The sequence below is a fragment of the Flavobacterium limi genome (assembly GCF_010645075.1).
Lineage (GTDB): Bacteria > Bacteroidota > Bacteroidia > Flavobacteriales > Flavobacteriaceae > Flavobacterium > Flavobacterium limi.
In genome coordinates, this window is the sequence record NZ_JAADZV010000002.1 from 462,025 (window position 1) to 482,045 (window position 20,021).

General features: G+C 36.5%; 14 protein-coding genes. 5 read left to right on the forward strand and 9 right to left on the reverse strand.

Annotated features, from left to right (window positions below; genetic code table 11):
- Positions 1 to 122: 122 nt before the first annotated feature.
- From GXM16_RS06470 to GXM16_RS06495, 6 genes are all read right to left on the reverse strand, one after another.
- Entirely contained in the window at positions 123 to 743 is a 621-nt protein-coding gene (locus GXM16_RS06470) for a hypothetical protein (protein WP_163393580.1), read from the reverse strand.
- An 18-nt stretch (positions 744 to 761) separates the two neighbouring features.
- A complete protein-coding gene (locus GXM16_RS06475; RefSeq protein WP_163393581.1) occupies positions 762 to 2,573 on the reverse strand; it encodes an RHS repeat-associated core domain-containing protein in 1,812 nt (603 codons plus the stop codon).
- Positions 2,570 to 4,606, reverse strand: coding sequence for an RHS repeat domain-containing protein (locus GXM16_RS06480; RefSeq protein WP_163393582.1), 2,037 nt, complete (start codon positions 4,604 to 4,606; stop codon positions 2,570 to 2,572). Before GXM16_RS06480 ends, GXM16_RS06475 begins: the two co-directional genes overlap by 4 nt.
- A gap of 105 nt (positions 4,607 to 4,711) precedes the next feature.
- On the reverse strand, positions 4,712 to 6,271 hold the full coding sequence (locus GXM16_RS06485) for an FG-GAP repeat domain-containing protein (RefSeq protein ID WP_163393583.1): 1,560 nt from the start codon (positions 6,269 to 6,271) through the stop codon (positions 4,712 to 4,714).
- Positions 6,235 to 7,089, reverse strand: coding sequence for a hypothetical protein (locus GXM16_RS06490; RefSeq protein WP_163393584.1), 855 nt, complete (start codon positions 7,087 to 7,089; stop codon positions 6,235 to 6,237). The genes GXM16_RS06485 and GXM16_RS06490 overlap by 37 nt, the downstream gene beginning before the upstream one ends.
- Before the next feature lie 56 nt (positions 7,090 to 7,145).
- Positions 7,146 to 9,461, reverse strand: a complete 2,316-nt coding sequence (locus tag GXM16_RS06495) for a TonB-dependent receptor (protein ID WP_163393585.1) — start codon at positions 9,459 to 9,461, stop codon at positions 7,146 to 7,148.
- Between the two features lie 637 nt (positions 9,462 to 10,098).
- Here GXM16_RS06495 and GXM16_RS06500 point away from each other — a divergent pair.
- On the forward strand, positions 10,099 to 11,076 hold the full coding sequence (locus GXM16_RS06500; RefSeq protein ID WP_163393586.1) for a helix-turn-helix transcriptional regulator: 978 nt from the start codon (positions 10,099 to 10,101) through the stop codon (positions 11,074 to 11,076).
- A 7-nt stretch (positions 11,077 to 11,083) separates the two neighbouring features.
- Here the strand turns inward: GXM16_RS06500 and GXM16_RS06505 are convergent, their stop codons facing one another.
- Genes GXM16_RS06505 through GXM16_RS06515 form a run of 3 tightly spaced genes read right to left on the reverse strand, consistent with a single transcriptional unit; the run spans position 11,084 to position 14,839 of the window.
- Positions 11,084 to 12,922 (reverse strand): heme ABC transporter ATP-binding protein, encoded by a 1,839-nt coding sequence (locus GXM16_RS06505; protein ID WP_163393587.1) that lies wholly within the window; start codon positions 12,920 to 12,922, stop codon positions 11,084 to 11,086.
- Between the two features lie 18 nt (positions 12,923 to 12,940).
- Positions 12,941 to 13,984, reverse strand: coding sequence for a FecCD family ABC transporter permease (locus tag GXM16_RS06510; protein ID WP_163393588.1), 1,044 nt, complete (start codon positions 13,982 to 13,984; stop codon positions 12,941 to 12,943).
- Positions 13,985 to 13,987: 3 nt separating this feature from the next.
- Positions 13,988 to 14,839: a heme/hemin ABC transporter substrate-binding protein gene (locus GXM16_RS06515; protein ID WP_208797373.1), complete on the reverse strand. Its 852-nt coding sequence runs from the start codon at positions 14,837 to 14,839 to the stop codon at positions 13,988 to 13,990.
- Positions 14,840 to 15,289: 450 nt separating this feature from the next.
- On the opposite strand from GXM16_RS06515, the gene GXM16_RS06520 reads away from it, so the two are divergent.
- The 4 genes from GXM16_RS06520 (at position 15,290) to GXM16_RS06535 (ending at position 19,976) form a co-directional block, all read left to right on the forward strand.
- Entirely contained in the window at positions 15,290 to 17,596 is a 2,307-nt protein-coding gene (locus GXM16_RS06520) for a TonB-dependent receptor (protein ID WP_163393589.1), read from the forward strand.
- A 59-nt stretch (positions 17,597 to 17,655) separates the two neighbouring features.
- Positions 17,656 to 18,369 carry an HmuY family protein gene (locus tag GXM16_RS06525; RefSeq protein WP_163393590.1) on the forward strand — a complete coding sequence of 238 codons (714 nt, stop codon included), beginning with the start codon at positions 17,656 to 17,658 and terminating at the stop codon, positions 18,367 to 18,369.
- A gap of 6 nt (positions 18,370 to 18,375) precedes the next feature.
- The gene (locus GXM16_RS06530; protein WP_163393591.1) at positions 18,376 to 19,164 is read left to right on the forward strand and encodes an HmuY family protein; all 789 of its coding nucleotides are present in this window, start codon (positions 18,376 to 18,378) and stop codon (positions 19,162 to 19,164) included.
- Positions 19,165 to 19,274: 110 nt separating this feature from the next.
- The gene (locus tag GXM16_RS06535) at positions 19,275 to 19,976 is read left to right on the forward strand and encodes a DUF5018 domain-containing protein (RefSeq protein WP_163393592.1); all 702 of its coding nucleotides are present in this window, start codon (positions 19,275 to 19,277) and stop codon (positions 19,974 to 19,976) included.
- The last annotated feature ends 45 nt before the right edge of the window (positions 19,977 to 20,021 follow it).

Genomic DNA, 20,021 nt, shown 5'->3' on the forward strand with positions numbered 1-20,021 from the left:
CTTTTTGGGGCTGTTCATGATAAAGTGGCTTCTTCATTTTAACCGCGTTGAAACCGCTACGTTTTGTCTTTTAATTTAAGTAGGTACTCGTCACAAACGAGAACCAGTTAGGATTTAGCTTTCTAAAAGATTCTCAAATTGTTTTCTTTTTCTAAAGAATGTAACACTCTTTCTAAACTATCAGCCTTTTTTAAATTTTTATCTCCGTCAAATCCATTTCTTTTAATTATTTCTAAATAAGACACACTCATTATTGCATTATGATTTGCTCCTACATTTAAAAAATAGAGCAAATAATCTCTCTGTTGTTTATCAAGCAATTCTATATTCTTCAGATATCCCGTTAGACTTCTATGATTTCCATTATAATATGATCCGACTTCCTTATCTGTATAAAACTCTAATAGATTTTCAAAAACGCTTGTACAATAATCATATTTTTTATGTTTTTCTACCATAAGTAGCGAATAAGGAAGAATCTCATTTTTTTTAGATTTATTATAAGAATAAAACAATACTAAATTTGAATATGCAATTTTATCCCCACTCTTCAATACTTTATATTTAGATTCCATGACAGTATTATAGTCAAAATAATTAAATTTTTTAAAGTCATCCAATTCTTTATTTTTTATTATTTTTTTTCTTCTTTCTACTTTCAATCTCTTTGTTGCTTCTTCTTTTTCCTTAGAACATGCAGGCAATAGAAATATTAAAATACAAATTAAAATTACTTTTCTCATTATGACTATCATTTTTAATTATTTATTAGCAACATTTCCTACAAGGTCACCATTCTGATATTTATTATATCCAGGATAATACTTTACTCCTTTATAAGTAGAAAAAACAGATCCATCTGGTCTCCAAAAACTTGCAGCAGCATATATTGTTAATCCTGAGAAGTCAGAAGTTAACTTCTGTGATACATTTGAATAATTCATCCTATAACTACCAGTTTCACAAGCTTTTAAAACCATTGTTAAACTGCTCGACTTACCAGTAGCTAAGTTATTAAACATTACACTGTCTTCTTTTAAGATTTCAACTATAAAACTATATTTGCTAGGTTCATAATGGTAAACAAATCCATCTTTATTTCCATGACTGTAAATAGTTAATTCACCCATTCTTAAAGGTTCTGATTCTGCACGAGCATATAAATTAGCATCATTTGTTTTAGAGAAGTAATTTAAACTTTCGCTTACTATGTTACCATTTTTATCTACAGCATATCTTCTTGTACTAAGCTGATTACCATTTTTATCTCCACTCTCATGCATTACGTGATTCAGTCCGCTAATAACTAACCCAGTTGCAGCGCCTTGCCAAAAATTACCTCCAGTTAAAGCTGCACTAGCTCCACCGATTACTGTACCAAAAGCAATTGTACCAGCATCTCCACCAAATCCAATACCAGTAATTGTTTTATCACTGAATATTGTTAAATCACCATCTACTTGACTTGTAGTACTTGTCCCACCTCTCCAAGCACTAGCCGCAATACTGCTTAATGCCCCGGAAGCAAAACCGCTCCAGAACTTACCTCCTGAAATAGCCGTCATACCACCTTGAAACGTTCCATGTGCCACAGCACTAACTGCAGCCCTGAGATAGAAATTCGTAATCGTACTGGCTGCCGTACCAATCCCAAATGTCACTGCCGAAGTTGCCGCTCCGATAAAAGTAGCTTTTGCCAAACCGCCGATACTAAAAGGCACATCTGCCAATAAGGCTGTAAGGGTATATGATGTAAATGCTATTGCGGCACCAATACCTATAGCTGCCAAAAGCTCATACGCTTCCCCGCTAGGATCCGTGTACATCAACGGATTGTTCAGTACATAGGAATACCTGTTGTAATTCTGGGTATTCTCAGGCTGCTGTATAAAGTTGTCCGGCATTAAGAAAGAACGCAGGACAGGATCGTACAAACGGCCGTTCATGTGTATCAGCCCAACTTCTGCCAGATGTTCATGACCAGTATAACCGCGATCCAGCATCATCAGTGCTGCTCCTGTACCGTTTGTGGGCAAGGTTATGGCAACACCGTTTTTCTGCAGTTTTGCCAGATTGCCCCACGCATCGAACTGGCGTCTCTCGACTGCCGCTCCTGTGTTGTCTGAAATTGCAATGATGCTTCCCAGATAATCCCTGTGAAGATAATATTTTTTGTCTGTAATTGCGCCTGTAGCAATCGTTTTTGTCTTTTCTGTATATAAAGCCGCTCCATACGCATCGCCTCCTACATAGGTTCTTATGGTAATCTCTGTAGGGGTTTTGATGATCTCCACCGTACCGTCATCGGTGTAATTCTTGGTTTTGGTATATACTCCCTCTGCTCCGGGAGTTGGGATCTGGTAGCCAAATTTCATGGTCTGCCTTGACAGATGCGAGTTATATGTAAATGTTGTACTTCCTTTATCGCTTTCGTTGATCGACATAGGGCTTTTGAACATATTGTAGGTTACCAGTTGTTTCGGCAGCTCGTTGTAATAGGCAGCACCCCCTGTTGTCAGTTCTATTTCCTTCTTCTGGTAAATCCCGGTATTAAAATTGCCGTTGTAGGTCACTGTACCCAGTTTGTTGTTGTTGGTGACCTTCCCCTATCATCATACGTGTTGGTATCGACTGTACCTGTCAATGGATTTGTCCAGTGTGTCAGACGGTCTAAAGCATCATAGGTAAAAGTTTCTGATGTCCCCAATACCACATTCTGGCGGTTACTCAATGTTGCTTTTATGGCATTAAAACTATAGGTATTATTTAGAATATTAATACTGTTTTTGGCATGTGTCTGAGATGTATAATAGCCGTGTATATCGTACGCATTTGTTATGGCCACCCCATTCCCTAAGGTAATGGTCAGCGGCTGCATTTTCTCGTTGGCTGTATTGAGCTGCCATAAAACAGCATCATTGCCATCCGTCAGTTTATCCATCATACCGTTATAGGCATTGTAGACATTTTTTGTCGTAACAGATTCGCTCAACCCCGATGTCAGTTCCTGCGTGGCATTGGTTGCCGTAGCAGGCCTTCCGTAACTGTCATAGGTAATGGTCTTTGTTTTTGTAAAGGCGGCATTGGTCTCTGTGTTGGTTATAACCCTGTGCAATGCATCATAGGTATATCCAAAACTGTCTATGGTTCCTCCCATGCTGTTTTTGCTGACCTCGCTGGTCAGCTGGGCAAAAGAGTTATAAACATAATCCGTCTCGATATCGGCCCCGTCTCCTGATACTTTTCTTTTGGTTACCTTCCCAAAATCATCATAGGTTGTAGTAGTGCTCCCTTTTGGGGTCGTTTCTGTAATCAACTGTCCAAAAGCGTCATAGCTGTAGGTATAGGTACCCGCATTAGGATCTGTCATGGCGGTTTTATTGCCCCAGCCATCGATGGTGATATTTACTTTATGACCGCCATAGTTTGATTCTTTGAGCTGGCCGTTGGCATAATATGTAAAAGTGATTGTACCTCCCGGATCGTTTGTTTGTGTCTTATTGCCCAATGCATCTACTATTGCAGTTGTCGTTTTTCCATCATCAACGCTTGTTGTCGTCAGTCCTGAATAAGAAAGAGTCTGGATCCTGCCCGTTGGCTGGGTGATTTTTGTGGGACGCATCAGATAATCATACTCATATTCCACCCATCGGGTTGGAGATGAAAAATAAGGCTCGCTTTCTTTTGTCTTTCTTCCCAGGCCGTCATAAACCACTTGTCTTGAAATGGTCGAATTGACTGCCAGTCCTTTTGTTGTGGTAACAACTGCCCTTCCCAATACATCATATTGGGTGATGCTTTTAGCATTGTCCCCAACGGTGTTCTGGCTTGTAACAGTATACCCTCCATCTGATAATTTGGCGTACGTAATGGTGGTCTCCAATGGCACGGCAGATGCACCAGTCGTTTTGCTTTTGGTGAGTTTCCCCCAGTTATCAAAAGTATAATCACTAACCACTCCCAAAGGACTGGTTGACTGTGTAACCAGCCCAAGTGTGTTGTAGACAAAATTGGTTACAAAATTCTGATGATCTGTTTTTTTGATAACAAAACGTTTGGTAACATCATATTCGTCTTTAATCATTCTGGCTATCGGTGCCGGCAATGCATTCGGGGCAGAGACCGTTTTGGTCAGCAGGTTCCCTACTGCATCGTAGGTCATGTCCTCGATGATGGCATAGGTATTATGCCCTTTTTTCTCGGTACGGGTGAGGTTTGTTCCTGTGTAGGTATAGACTTCCTCAGAGGTTCGGGTGTCATTCGATGCAACATTTTTAGTTGTCGAAATTATTTTTTTAGGCCTTCCGATATAATACGAACTTCCCCCTCCTGATGGATTACTGTCATATTCTGTATCCACTGTTGTGCTTCCTTGCTCGGTTGAGCCGCTGTATTTTTTGGTAACTGCTTTGGTTTCCAATCCGTAGTAATTTGCAGAGTTCACTAGGCCATCATAGGTAAAAGTACTCTCTGATTTTACGCCCGACAATGCATCGAGAGTGGTCTGCGAATCCAGCAAAACATTATATAATTTGGATGTTGGATCAGTATAAGTTGAAAAGACATTCGTTTTAGTGCTTAACAAATTAGAAGGGTACTGTATCAAAACTGTAGTCCCGTTGGTACTTGACCAGGTGATGGTATTGGCTCCCCTTAGATTGACATCATTGTGCTGGGTGGTCCATATTTTGGTATCAGATGGGGATAAATATCAGCTGCTTCGTGTAGTCCTTGTAAAGCCTACTGTGCCGTAATTAAAATTCGAAACATAGCCACGGTACCTGAAATCCTGGTATTTGGAGACCCCATTAATCGCAGCGGTAAGTTTAGAAACCAAATAACTCCCTGAATTTCTGATGATCTCAACATTGGGATAATTTACAGCATCGGCAGAAGAATAAAAATCGGTACTACTATTTCCTAACATACCATTAGAGGCTTCCATTGGCAGATAATCAATCGTCTGGGTAATTTTCCCATTAGCTTCTGTGACAATTTTTAATCGATTGTCTTTATCGAAATCTTTATTGAATTGATAATATTCAATTTTATTATAATGCCCCCGTACAATTACCAGATCTGTATTGGCACCGTTATATCTGTAATTGGAAACCAATGGAATCGGGATATCAGGAGAATCGGAAAAAAAGCCGGAAGGCTGTCCCATCACTAGGTTATCATTTTTGGAATCATACGTCATTGGAAACGTAATGGCACTGGTCGTATCGCCTATTTTATTTGTATAGCCCTTAACCCACCATTCGGTATTATGGTCATTGATTGTCCATTTGGGCTTGTAATATCTTCTCCACACCCTTACGATATCTGATTTTCCATCTTTGTTGATATCCATAGCATAATAATTACTTATATGGACTTGTGAGTCATAATGACTACCTGTATTGGGCCAGTACTCTACAATATTGTGAGATTCCTTTACAAAAAACTCTCCTCCGGCCGGTTTTGGGTTGCTGTAATAAATATGCCATAAAGTTTGTCCTGATCCACCTTCAGAATCAGGCAGCATTATATCGGTTTTGCCGTCTCCATTATAGTCACCGAAAAGTGTTTGTTTTCTGACTGAATATTTATCTATGGTACCAGAACCGATAACTTCCAATTCTACCCATGGTGAAACATTTAATTGTTTAAAACTAAAAATCATATAACTCCCATTATAGTTATCTATATTTAAGAGATCCGATTTTCCGTCTCCATTAAAATCAGCTACATAATTCCCTCTACCCCTACTTGTCGCTAGTTTTAATTGTGATGGAACTAGTAACTTTACAAATTCTTTACTTCCAAGATTTACAGAAGAATTTGAATTTAAATCTGCTAAATATACATCTTCTTCTTGCGAGTCTATTACTGCTCTTATTTCATAACTTTCTTCATTATTCCAATAGTAATATGTTGTTTCTTTATGATATTCTACTGTTGGTCGAATGATAAATACTTCACTAATTCCATCTCCATTAAAATCACCCTCGTAATAGTTTGCTTCAAAAGGGGTCACTGGATTAAAAAAATCGCTATTTCCAGCATGCGGAGTATAGTCATCATATATTAATGTTTCTGGCCTTATCACAACAGGGTCTTTTTGAGTATCAAAAGATTTAACATAACTCAATTGTGTAGTATTATTAATCAAGTTATATACGTTAAAATTCAATAAATTATTAACACTACTTGGATTAACAATCGACTGAAATTGATTTAGTTTATTACTTGTTATTGTAGTTGCTGCAAAAGCATTTTTTTGTTCCATCCAGAAGGCATTGAAATACCTGCATTTCCGCTATTCTCCAAAAATAATTTGGTAAAAATCTTATTATCTGCTACAAAATCTAATCTGCCATCACCATCAAAATCACCTGCAGCTTCTGCTTCACTAAAATTCAAGTTATTATTATAACTCTTTACTGTTCTTGTCGTTGTCGTGGGTGTACTATTATAGTTAAAAACTACCGGATTCGATTCTTCACTTTGAGCATTAATTTCTTTTATACTTGTTACTCTTTCGTATCCTGAATCATCAGTAGCATGTGTTAATTGATACTTCCTGAAAAGAGAATTGTTAGCATATACCTCTATGAATTTTAAAATTTTAGTTGCATAGACTGCAGCACCTTTCATATAATCCCTTTCTACACGTTTCGAATTATCGTACTTAAAAGCAATTTTATCCTGAGCTGCAATTCCTGCTATTGTATTCCCACTAAAAACAATCGTATCAATATACAGCTGGTTTGTACTGTTGTAAGTAACCGTTTGATAGGTGTAATCAATAAAATTCCCGTAAGTATCTTCATAACGAACAATATACCACGAATTGACAGAAACCGAGTTCTGCAGGCTACCTCCTCCTTTTGAGCCGTACCAGCTTCTTGAACCATCAGGAGCAGTAACTATAAAATACGTTACGGCACCTTCTATTTTTAATTCGATTTTGGTATTGCTTTTATATTCGGTTTCGTAGGTCGAGCCGTTTGTCCAATAGGTACCGGTTTTTATCAATAAACGCTGGCCGTCTAAGAATGCCCCATTACAAGGTGAAATAAGCCTTTTTTTTGGCGTTTTATTCATTAGTATTTCTTTTCGTAAAAAATGGTTTTTCAAATATAACCACAGCTTTAGAAATTTTAAAATTTATAGCGCAGATTCAAACTAGTCGATATTCCGTTCCCCATAACATAATCTGCATTTACTGCACGATATTGACTTAGAGTGGTGTAATAACTGTTGTTTAATAAATTTTCAACTCCCAAATTCACTGACCAATTTTTGTTAAACGCATAGCTTCCTGCAAAATTAAGCAGATTCACTGTCGAAACAGGTCCTTCACTATTATTATACCTTCCGTTAGTATTAGGCTTGAAACGGTCACGGCATCCTGTGTTTACCCAGGATAATTGTAGATTCCAATCAGAGGCTGGTTTGTAAGTAATGAACCCAGTTGCTTTTGGAGGAGCAATACGCGATCCGTTCAAGTAAACAGTCTTTCCATCATCAAATTCTGCTTTTCCATCTACATAAGAATAACTTCCTCCAAGATTCAGTTTATCAGAAAATCTGTAATCCAATGTTATTTCGTACCCTTTAATTTTTTCAGGCTCACGCTGTGCCACCAGACGGCCGTCAACTTCAACTAAATTTGCACCCAATTTTGAAGTACTGATATAATAAGCTGCCGTTATATTAAAATTGTAAAATTTACTGGACAAACCAGCTTCATAATTATTGGTAATAATTGGATCTGTTGCTAAACTTGCAATAGTGCTTTCCTCGGCACTTCTTAAAATCCTGCCCAATTCGTTTATGGCAAATGCCTGAGAAAAACTTACAAACGGATTGAAGAGTTCGTATTTATTAAAACGCAGACCAGCATTAAACATCGTCGCATTATATGGAATTTTACCTCCTTCAACAAAAATACTTCCCTGATTTCCAGGTCCCGAAGCGATGGTATTATAATCATCAACGCGAACTGTTGCATTTTCATAACGAATTCCGCCTTTGAAAATTAAATTTTCTAAAACATCTACTTTTAATTGTGCATAAGGAGCAATGTTTAACATATCCATCTTAGGGATGTAAACACGTCCATCTACCAGATCCTGAAAAGTAACATCATTTAATACATCAATTCCGTACGTAATTTCAGAAGGCATTGAAACTATTGTAAATGGTGTATTTAAATTAATGCGTGTACCATTTTTAAGCGAATTAATCATCGTTTGTCCCGGACCATACCACGCTGTTGCTGCTGCTACATAACGATTCATAGATTGAAAAGAATTTAAATAAGCTGACACATCCAATTGTGTTGTTTTAAATAAATTATTTTTCGAAAAGGTAAACATAAAGTTGTGATTGAATGGCGTTCCTGCATTTTTACCTGGTTCTTTACCTGGAACCCCAATTGTCGGTGTTTGTCCGTAAACACCTGTCTGGCTGATATAATCAGCGTTTTGAGTACTTTTGTAAAAATTATACACCACATTAAAATTAGTATGTTCGTCTATATCGTACCCCAATTTTACAAAGGCATTGACCTGAGAAGAATTAGATAAACCATCGGTCTGCCCTAATGGTCTTCCTTTCGCATCTCTTTGAAGCCCGATATAATCAAAAGCCCCTCCTATAACGTAACTAAATTTATCTTTTCTTCCATTAAAAAATTGAGAAACGCGATAACCGAAAGTTTCTTTACTGTGAATCGGATTAAAAGTGGTACCTACTGTTGTTGTTCCTTCAAAACTGTCAACACGCGGGCTTTTTTTGGTTATATAATTAATGATACCGCCACCTGAACCGTTTCCATAAATAGAAGTAGCCCCTTTAATGACTTCGATGCGTTCGATTGCATTAGCATCAACAACACGAATATCACGCGAACCATTCATCAAAGGTGTTGACTGTGGAATTCCGTCAATCAAAACTAAAACTTGCCGACCACGCAAAGTCTGTCCAGAGTTAGTCGCCTTATTTGTTGTTGTTCCTAATCCTGGGATAACATTTCCTAAAATTGAAGATAAGTTGGTATTAATACTGCTTTGAACTTGTATCTCTTTTTGGTTCATAATAGTTACCGAAGAAGGAATTGTAGCGATATTTTCTTGTTTTCTACCTGCCGTAACTACAACTTCCTGCAGCTCGTTCTCGCTTTCTAAAATAATTCTAATAACATTTTTTTCCTGTAAATTTGAGAAAACATAAGAAAGTGGCTGGTATTTTTCAGCCGAAATTAAAACTGTACTGCCAGCAATTTGACTACTTAAAACCGATGCCTCACCTGCACTGTTTGTGGTGCCAATAATTTTATTCTTTGAAGAAATTAAGGCATTTGCAATGGGTATTTTTGATTTATTTTCAACTTTTAAGCGAAGTGATTGTGCATTTGAACCAGCGTGAAAAAAGACTAAAATAAGTAAGAAGAAAGATATTTTTAAATTCATTTTAAAAGGATACAAAAAAAGCGCAATGCTATTTTTATTTAGATTAATTATTGACAAAAATACTTTTTTATTCTACTTCAACACAAAAATAGTTGAGATTATTTTACTAATAAACACTCTCAAAACTTAAAAACACTGATTTACAAATCCTTAAAAAAACACGCATTTAATAAAAAAAGATTATGGGGTATGTTTCTAAATGCATTGGTGGTAATTTTCCATATAAAGTCTGCAGATTATTAGGTGATTATTACACCAATTAGGTAGTATTAAAATTAAACAATCCCGTTTTTTTTCATAATGATATACATAGGTTAGATAGCATCTATTTTCTGGCATAATTGACAAACCTCGGGAATGGATAAATTGATAAATATTCGATTAGACAGCATCAGTAAGTAAAGACAGAGGAAAAAACTCCATTTCGTTTCTGATATTCCGGGAACAATGGGTTCAACAGATATTTTTGTGGTAGATATTCTAAGGAATAACTAAGTTTACAATCCAAAAAATCTAGTTAAAAAAATCAATACTACTAGTATTTATCTTAAATAAAAAATTTCCTTATTTAGAATATTTATAAATAAAACATTACATTTGTCACTAACGGGTAGTATTATCGTAATGTAAAAAAACAATGTTAATAAGGGCAAGAATCGAAAATTATAATGAATGGCTTTTTTTGGAAGAAATTCCGGAAAAATATGTGGCGGGTCATCGTTTATCCGAACGTCAGATAAGTATTAAGCATAGTCCGATTGATATGAAAAATTATCAGTTATCTACAAATGGTATGTTTTTATTGCATTCTGAAATGAATTTTAGTGAGATCGTAAAAATAGAATCCGAAGTAGATGGAGATGCGATTGCCTGCCAGTTTATTTTTAGCAAGGAGAAAAGTGGCAATGCAGCCAAAGCAAGCAGCTATGCACACAGCCATCATAATATTAGATATATTCCTTCGGGTAAAGAGTCACATGAAATCAAACCTGAATTAGAATACATCTATTTTCTTGTAGTGCTTTCCAAGGATTATTATTTCAATTTAGTAGATGCTGCTTCTCCTTTACATGGAGATTTTATTCGGGAAATGGAAAAAGGAGTTAGTACTTCTTTCATAGAAGGCGATTTATATGTTACACCTGAAATGCGTCATTCTATAAACAGTATTAAGGAATGTAAACAGGAAGGACATCTAAAAAGAATGTTTATCGATACCCGAATTATGGAACTGATTATGTACCAATTAGAACAATTTGGTCAGTATCTTCAAAATGACAAAGAAGTATTACATGAAGAAGATGTCGAAAAACTAGAAATAGTACGTGAGCTTTTAGAAAGAGAATATGTAAATCCACCTACACAAAAAGAATTAGCCAGAACAGCATTGATCAATGAATCTAAAATGCGTACCGGTTTCAAGAAATACTTTGGCACTACCATTTATGATTTCGTTACCCGACTGCGAATGGTAGAAGCCCGTAGATTAATCACTGAAGAAAAGAAAAACAATATGTACGAAGTGGGTACAATGGTTGGTTTTAAACATCAGGCCAGTTTTACTAATGCTTTTAAACGCTATTATGGATTACCTCCAAGCGAGGTTAAACTCTAGTCTCTTTTTAAGCCCGATTATTTACTACTGCTTTTTTCCAACTTTCTAATTCTGCTTTACCCGGTTTTCGTTCTCCAAAAAACTGCACGATCATATCACCATTTGCACCGTATAATTCCAATGAATTAACATCTCCGTCTGCAGTAGGTTTCACAACATGCCATACACTATGTACAGCATCTTCATTCAGTTTAGTTACTCCTCCGGACAATTCAGTAAGCGTCAACCATGCGCCATTAGTATTGACATTGGATAATTCCCCGGTGTTAATTTGCACACAGCCTTCGTTAGCAGTAAACATCATTACAGGAACTTTAGTATTCGAACAATGTAAAATAGTCCGACGAAAAGACTCCAGACTTACCTGTCTTGCCCTACTCAGTGGTGCAAGTCGTAATGCCTGCATACGTGTTAATCCAAAGCGTTTTACTAAACCAAAGAATTCATGCGTATCCTGCATATTGTTCCATGCCTGATGGAAATCGCTGATATCAATTTCGGCATCCCGCCTTTCCTGAATGTGCTTTCGTATTGTTTTTTCTATTACAGGAGCAGACTGATCTTTTTGTTTAAACTCATTGACTAAATCAAGATAGACTTGTCTATAACTTCCACCTGTTAAATAAATTTGATGTACGGTTTTTCCATTAGCATCAAAAAACTGTAAACTTTCTTTTCCTTTTTCTTCTACAGCCAAAGCAAATTTCCATCTTCCTGCAAAAATTCGAAGGTCAATATCTTCTCCTAAAAAAAGCGTTGTATATTCTTCTTTCGAAAAATTTCTGTAGACGCCAATTCGTTCTGTTTCGCAATTTTTGTTATAAGTTACCCCTTTTACCAGTCCCAAATCTTCTATTCGCTCCAAAATAGCTTCCATTTCAGGACGCAATAAGATTACATTTTCATCTAGTCCTAAAAATAATAGTTCTGCTTCAGTTACCCCCAGAGTTTCTGCTATTCGCCATAAAGGTTTTCCAGGATGTTGGTCACGGTACGAAATAAATCGCTCTTTAAGTGAACGTCTGTTATAATTTTCTGCCAGGTTAGAGTTGAATAGTGCTGCATCAAACTTTAAACCGTTTGGTGCTACTTGCGTGATTAAAGTACGCGGATCAGTTTGTACTTGCGTATGAACACCAAATGCGGTAAATATATTGCGACTGGTAAATACTTCTTCGGGAGCGCCATCCCACCATTTTCTGCCTCCTTTGAGCATAATCACACGATCGGCATATTGAGCGGCAAGGTTAATTTCGTGCAGCACACACACTACCATAAAACCCTTTTTGGCCAATGCATTAGCTATTGCCAGAGTTTGATGCTGGTATAACATATCCATGTTTGAGATAGGTTCGTCTAATAACAATAGAGCATCTTTGTTATCCCACACCTGAGACAGCACTCTTGCCAGATGGACTCGTTGCTGTTCTCCACCAGACAGCGTTAACATGGACCGATCTGCCAGATGACTAATACCGCAAATTTCCATAGTTTCTTTCAGTGCAAGCTGATTGGCGAAATTAGCATTTGCTGTTTCTTTTCCATAACGTCCCATCAATACAATCTCCTCAACAGTAAATGCCAGACTTACGGTATTTTGCTGATACAAAGTAGCTCGTTTACCAGCTAGTTCTTTTGCCGAATAATCGTTTAAATTCTTGGCATCAAAAACTACCCGCCCCTCTGAAGGTTGTTTTTCTCTGCACAATATCTTCATCAGTGTAGATTTTCCGGCACCATTAGCTCCTAATATAGCTACCATTTCTCCTTTTCGAATACTGAAAGTAATATCTTTTAGTAAATGTCTGTTATTGATTTTATAGCTAATCGATTCTACTCGTAACATAAATTTTCTTTATTGTAATTATTGTAATATTTTCTTTTTGTCTTTATATAATATGTATAGGAACACAGGTGCTCCTAACAGCGCGGTAATTACGCCAATAGGTAACTCAACAGGTGCTACAACTACTCTTGCCAGCATATCTGATACGGTAAGTACCAATGCTCCCAAAAGTGCAGATGCAGGCAATACCAATCTATGGTCTGCTCCTCCAATTAATCGAATAATATGTGGTACCAGTAGCCCTACAAATCCAATAATTCCGGTTACAGATACACAGGCTCCAACGGCTAACGTAGAAAGTATTATTACTCGGTTTTTGATTTTTCCGGGATTCATACCAATTTGCTCCGTCTGATGTTCACCAATTGCAAATAAATTCAATCCTTTACCATAAATGGGCAATACAAATACAGGAATTAGAATAAATGGTGTAATACCAATAATCACATCCCAATTGGCACCGCCTAAACTGCCAAGCATCCAAAACGTAATAGTACGAAGCTGTTGTTCATCTGCCGTATAGGTAAGTAATCCTGTTAATGCACCTGCTAACGCATTTATCGCAATTCCTGCGAGTAACATTGTCGCGACATTCGGTTTTCCTTCTGTCTTAGAAAATTGATATACTAACATGGTAGCTAATCCTGCACCCGCAAAAGCACCAAATGCCAACAGGTAGAAGCCTAATAATTCACTTAGAGAAACAAACAAAAATGACTCCATTGCAATGATTAAAACCGCAAATAAAGATGCTCCTGCTGAAATTCCGATTAATCCCGGTTCGGCTAATGGATTGCGAAATATCCCTTGTACCGCTGCACCTGATATTCCTAAAGCTGCACCAACCAATACCCCCAACAATATTCTAGGGAGACGTACATGTAGAAGCACATTTTCTGCCAGATCATCTTTAACTGTAAAGTCAATAAGACCTATTTTATTTGCCAATATAGTGAGTACATCTAAAACGGGAATTTTCATTGCTCCTAAACCTAATGAGAATACTACAACAACAAAAAGCCCCAGAGTTAAGCAGGTATATAGTGTTTTTTTATTTGTCATTATTTATTTAACTTTTAAAAATTCTTTATGCAATGCCAATATTGCCTGATCTAACCTCGTTGAAAAATTAATCATTAAAGGCCCGTCCATAGCAGCTATTCTTTTATTTTTTCCGGCATTGGTGTACCCCACTCCCGGCATTTTAAGCAATCCACTGCTTCCACCAAGACTTTCCATTCCAAAATCGAATAGAAACAATACATCAGGATTAGCATTTACGAGTGCTTCTGTACTGTAGGTTTTATATCGGTTAAATTCCTGTATGGCATTGCGTCCTCCTGCCAGTGCAATAATCGCATCCATATTACTTCCTTTTCCGGCTACCGTCATCGTTCCTGTTCCTCTAGCATATATAAAAAGTACTTTAGGTTTCTTTTTACTCAACTTTACTGTTTCCAATGCTTTATTGATTCGTTGTCCGGTTTCCAAGGCGAGTTTATTTCCTTTTTCTTTCACTCCAAGTGCTACACCTACTTCACGAATAAACTGTAATGCTCCTTTAACAGAGTACTCCTGTTTGATGGCTACAAATTTAATTCCTGCTCCTTTTAAAGATTGAATAACTCCATAAGGCACATCGCCATGAGGAGCAATAATCAAATCCGGACGAAAAGCCATTAACCCTTCTGCTGATACTGAACGGCTCTTACTCACTTTAGGAAGTTTTTTTATATCATTAGGATATTCACTGGTAACATCCACTGCAACAATTTGTTTTTCAAAGCCTAGATCAACAACCGTCTCGGTAATCGCACCTCCTAATGTAATAATGCGTTTAGGCTGGCTGTAAACAAGTAATGAGCAAAAAAGAAATAAGCTTATAAATAACTGATTTCTGCTAATTTTCATCTCCATTCTATAAGTTTTTTAACTGATTAAAAGGCAAATCGTTCATCCTTTTCAGTGCAAAAGAACTATTTAATTAATCTAAATACAAATAAAAACATTTGTTAAAAAAAGTATAAAACAAATTTAAAATCCTTTAATCGACATGATTAAAACAATCATAATAAATTGATTTACAACAACAAATCAACACATTTACTCAATATTAATTACCTGAAATTTTCTGGTTTTGGTTAAATAAAAAACGGATTGAACAAAAATTAAAACAGATTGAACAAAAGAAAAAACGGATAGAACAAGACTCCAACCGACTCTTATGACTAATATTGCAAAACAATTCTTGTTTAGAATCAATAAAAATAACAAAACGATTAAAAATTGAAATTTACATCAAAAAAGCATATTTACTTTTTGTATTTATTATTAATATTTCCCATTCTAACACACGCCCAAATCGAAATGAGAGGTAGTCTTTCAGGAAAAATACTTGATAAAAACGGTTCGCCTGTTATTGGTGCAAACCTTGTTTTACAACCTGATATGCATCAGGTAAATACAGACAAGAAAGGCGTTTTTTTGTTCAGGAATATTATTGCCGGAGAATACTCCATTACTGTTTCTTACATTGGATTCAAAACATACCAAAATACTGTTCTAATTGAAGCTGCTAAAAACAACACAATCAACATTACTTTAGAAGAAGAAGAAAATGCATTGCAACAGGTAATTGTTTATGGTAAGGAAACGAAAGTAGATAATTTACTTGATATTCAGCGTAGTGCCATGCCTGTTACAGTTATTACAAAAGAAACTATTGCACAAATGGGTAGTCGCAGACTTGATGAAATTCTAAAAGAGCAAACAGGTATCGCTGTAGTGAATGATATTGGCGGCGGTGCAAGAGCGGTAGGAGTTCAGATGCAGGGTTTTGGTAGCGATTACGTTATGATTCTTATCGATGGTCAGCCTATGGTGGGACGTAACAGCGGTAATTTTGATTTATCCCGCATTAGTGTTAGCAATATCGAACGAATCGAAATTATCAAAGGGGCATCTTCCTGCCTTTTTGGAAGCGAAGCATTGGGCGGAGCGATTAATATTGTTACACGTCACGGCGCATTTCAGCCACAGGCATTAGCTTCTTTCCGTTATGGTTCATTAAATATAGTTGATGCAACATTAGAAGGAGAAACTCCTTTTCATCATCAACGCGGTTCTGCAAATATTTCGGCAAATTACTATCGAACAGATGGTTTCAATACCGATCCTAATTTCTTATCCGGAGGTACTACTGCCCCACCCTACGACGATTATACTTTACAGGGCCGGGTAAGATATCGTCTTACGGAAAATGGAACTTTAGGAGCTTCAGGCAGGTATGCACTTCGTCAGTCTTTTATGAAACAAATTTTTGGAAGTAACGAAAATCAAAATTCAGCAGGAGACAGTCAGGATATTACAGACATAAATCTTTCGGTTACTTATGATCATAATTTCAATAATGGTCTTAGAAGTATGAGCCGTTATTATTTGACTAGGTATGTATCAGATATGAGTATTCTTTGGGAAGAAAGCAGTTCGCAAGCCAGTGCAGAAAAATTTGCCCAGACTTTGCATCGATTTGAACAGCAGTTTTCTTATTCAGCTACAGCTAATTTGAAATTTACCGGAGGATTAGGCGGCAATGTAGAACAGATGGATAATCGGGATTTTAATGTCCCGGGCGGATTGTGGAGCAGTTTTGGCTATTTGCAGGGCGACTGGAAAATAAGCGATAAGTTTGAAGCTGTTGGCGGGATTCGATACGACCATCATAGCAGCTACGGCGGAAAGTTCAATCCGAGTCTGGGATTGCAATACCATATTATTCCAAAACTAACCTTAAAATTGGCCGTGGGAAGCGGTTTTAAAACTCCTGATTACCGCCAGCGCTATCAGATATTTATGAATCCGGTTGCTAATTACCTGGTTATTGGTACAGAAGTCTTGCGAGCGACTCTGGAAGAAATGAAAAATAACGGACAGATTAGTGAAGTTAGAGATTATTTAGTCAATCAGCTTGACAAAAATCTAAAGGCAGAAAAATCACTTTCATTTAATGGCGGTTTTACTTATTCGCCTACACAAAATATAAAGGTTGATATCAATGGATTTTATCACAATATTTCGAATCAAATTAATAGCATTCGTGTGGCTACAGGAACGAATGTTAGGGATATTTACACTTACCAGAATTTGCCAAAATCCTTCAATACCGGATTAGAGATGTCCGCATCTGTAACACCCTTTTCGGGATTTGATATTAGTGCAGGATATCAATATCTGGTAGCCAAAGACAGAGCTGTAATGGACAGCATCAGTAATGGAACCGGAGCCTATGCCTCTATTCGGGACAATACTACAGGTTTATTTAGAAAATCGAAACTATCAGATTATTTCGGAATAGAAAATCGTTCACGTCACATGGCAAATCTTCGTTTGGCCTACAATTATACTCCTTGGGATATTACCGCAAATGTTAGAGTGAACTACCGAGGCAAATATGGTTTTGTTGATAATAATAACAACCGTTTTCTGGATCAGTATGACATTTTTGTTGATGGACATTTTTTAGTCAATGCAGGAATAGAAAAGAAACTGATAAAACAGCGCTTAAGTATCCAGCTTACGGCGGATAACATTATGGACTATACGGACAGACTCATGCCGGGTCAACCAGGACGAGTTGTGTTACTGGGACTTAAATACAGATTTTATAAAGAATAACAACAGAAATAATTAATAACCGGGTGTAATTACCATAAACAAAAAGAGTAAATGAAAAAATGAGAACAATTAAAAATAATTATAAATCACTATTTGTACTTCTGGTTTCGCTGGCAATTACTTCTTGCAGTAATAACGAAGAAGGCGATGCCTGGGCTGGGCTTGAAGATGGTAAAAGTACCGTAATTCGGGATTTGGCAGGCGATACAAATGGTTCCATGGGCGAAGAAGCAGAAGGAAAAACTAAAAGAGGGTTTGATACTTTTCTTTTCCGATTTAGTGATAAAAAGCAAATATGGATCCGCAATGCGGCTGACTCTGCTCAATATTTAAAAACTAAAGACTGGGACATTGCTTTTACGGGACCATATAACAGTGAAATTTATGTGAACAAAGGCAGTTATCAGTTTAATCCGGGTTATGGTGGTACTGCTTCGAGTGCTGTTGTCAGAATCGACAGACCGTATGCAGAGGTTAATACTGCTGCATCAGACGAAGATTTTGCAGCCAGTGAAATCAATAAAATTGGATGGGCTTTTAACGATAGTGCAGATGGATGGTTTTTCTACAGTTTAGATACCCATTTAATGATGGCTATTAAAAACAGAACTTATTTGATACATCTCCCAGACGGAAAATATGCAAAGCTGGAATTAATTAATGCCTATCAGGGCAATCCCCCAACCGTCACTAATCTCAATTGGCCTGCTCCTTATTTTACCTTAAGGTATTATGTCCAAAATGACGGAAGCAAAAATTTAAATACTAAATAAATGAATATGAAAATTAATTTTAAAAAGAATGCGATACCAAAAGCATTGCTGCTGTCTTTTTTCAGCATCTTGTTTTTAGCATCCTGTTCTGGTGATGATGCAAATACAACGCCGGTTCCAGACGATGACACTCCATCCTCAACAACCAATTATTATAAAGTACTCAGAATGGAAAACTTTGGGTACACCCTTGCAGATGGCAACGAATATGAAGATAAAACGACTTTGTATTTCAGTTTACTTGATAACAAAGAGGTAGGAAGTGAATATAGAAAAACAACCAGATGGGATTTAGCTTTTAGCGGATTATACAGCAGTTTTATGTCAGGAAACAATGGAGCTAATACTGGGAATTTTGGCACAGGTACTTCAGCAATTGGTGGTATTTATATTGTTGAAAAACCTTTTGCTGATGTAACTGAAATACCTGCCGATAACGTATTTAAAACTGATAAAGAAATATACTGGGCTGATGAGAACGGCAGTTTTGGATCAGGTATAGGCTGGTACTTTTATGATTTTGATGGCGATATGGTAAGAGACGGTGTTTATGAAAACAGACATATAGCCTACGCTCTGGGAGAGCCGCTTACTCTTACATCTGGTAAAACGATTCCTGCCCGTACCATAATTGTAAAAACAGCCAAAGGTGATTATGCCAAAATAAAAATGATATCGGTTTATAAAAATATTTTCGAACGAAAAGATTTTACAAGAGCAGCACCTAAAATGTATTTTACATTTGAATATGTACTAGTTCCTAAAGGGAGTACAAAATTTGAAATCAAGAAATAAATTGAATTAAAAGCCTTTAAAATTGGTGGTTTTTATCTTAAAAGGTTAATAACTTTCTTTTAGAGTATAAATAGTATACATCAATCTTATCACTAAATAAAAATAGTAAAATGAAAAATAAATTAATACGTAATGCTTTTTTAGTAGTTGGAGTTTTATGCTTCTGGAGCTGTACTAAAGAAGAAGATGTTACAGAGATTACAACTGACCAGACTAAAAACAAAATCCTGAGTTATAAAATAACCAATCCTGGACAAAAACATGCTATTTACAGTGCTGTTAATGATGAAGCTAAAACCATTACAGCATATTTACCAGCTTATTACCAACTGGAGTTTATGGAAGTTGCCATAGAACTGCCTCAGGGAACTACTATTTCTCCTAAAGCTGATGAACTGGTTCCCGTATTTAGTGATAAACCTTTTGAATATACCGTTACAGCGACAGATGGTACTACAGCTAAGTATAAACTAAATGTAGTAATACAATACCCAGATATGGTTTTAAATGAGTTGTCAACTGCAACCGTAACTTCAAAAATTGGTACATCATCTGTACTTGTAACAGGTGTCAATATACTGCCATCCGGAGCTGTAACTAAGTTATACCTTTTGGATGAAAATGGCACTAAAGTATTAAACTATACTATGGATGAAACATCAAGTGCCAGTATGTATTTAACGTTTATAGCCGTAATTCCTAATCTGGAGGTTCATAATGCATTTGTTGCCGATAAACAAAAAAAATATTGGTTACAAATTGAAAGTTATGGTGTTATAAAAAAAATGACCTATCCTGTAACCTTTTACTAAAAGATAAAAATAATAACTATCGGGCGGCATTATAAATAGTATTTA

Excerpts from the sequence above, each read along its gene's own strand:
- GXM16_RS06470 (WP_163393580.1), bottom strand. The coding sequence starts at position 743 with ATGAGAAAAGTAATTTTAATTTGTATTTTAATATTTCTATTGCCTGCA.
- GXM16_RS06485 (WP_163393583.1), bottom strand. The coding sequence starts at position 6,271 with ATGGAACAAAAAAATGCTTTTGCAGCAACTACAATAACAAGTAATAAA.
- GXM16_RS06490 (WP_163393584.1), bottom strand. The coding sequence starts at position 7,089 with ATGAATAAAACGCCAAAAAAAAGGCTTATTTCACCTTGTAATGGGGCA.
- GXM16_RS06495 (WP_163393585.1), bottom strand. The coding sequence starts at position 9,461 with ATGAATTTAAAAATATCTTTCTTCTTACTTATTTTAGTCTTTTTTCAC.
- GXM16_RS06500 (WP_163393586.1), top strand. The coding sequence starts at position 10,099 with ATGTTAATAAGGGCAAGAATCGAAAATTATAATGAATGGCTTTTTTTG.
- GXM16_RS06505 (WP_163393587.1), bottom strand. The coding sequence starts at position 12,922 with ATGTTACGAGTAGAATCGATTAGCTATAAAATCAATAACAGACATTTA.
- GXM16_RS06510 (WP_163393588.1), bottom strand. The coding sequence starts at position 13,984 with ATGACAAATAAAAAAACACTATATACCTGCTTAACTCTGGGGCTTTTT.
- GXM16_RS06515 (WP_208797373.1), bottom strand. The coding sequence starts at position 14,839 with ATGGAGATGAAAATTAGCAGAAATCAGTTATTTATAAGCTTATTTCTT.
- GXM16_RS06520 (WP_163393589.1), top strand. The coding sequence starts at position 15,290 with ATGAGAGGTAGTCTTTCAGGAAAAATACTTGATAAAAACGGTTCGCCT.
- GXM16_RS06525 (WP_163393590.1), top strand. The coding sequence starts at position 17,656 with ATGAGAACAATTAAAAATAATTATAAATCACTATTTGTACTTCTGGTT.
- GXM16_RS06530 (WP_163393591.1), top strand. The coding sequence starts at position 18,376 with ATGAAAATTAATTTTAAAAAGAATGCGATACCAAAAGCATTGCTGCTG.
- GXM16_RS06535 (WP_163393592.1), top strand. The coding sequence starts at position 19,275 with ATGAAAAATAAATTAATACGTAATGCTTTTTTAGTAGTTGGAGTTTTA.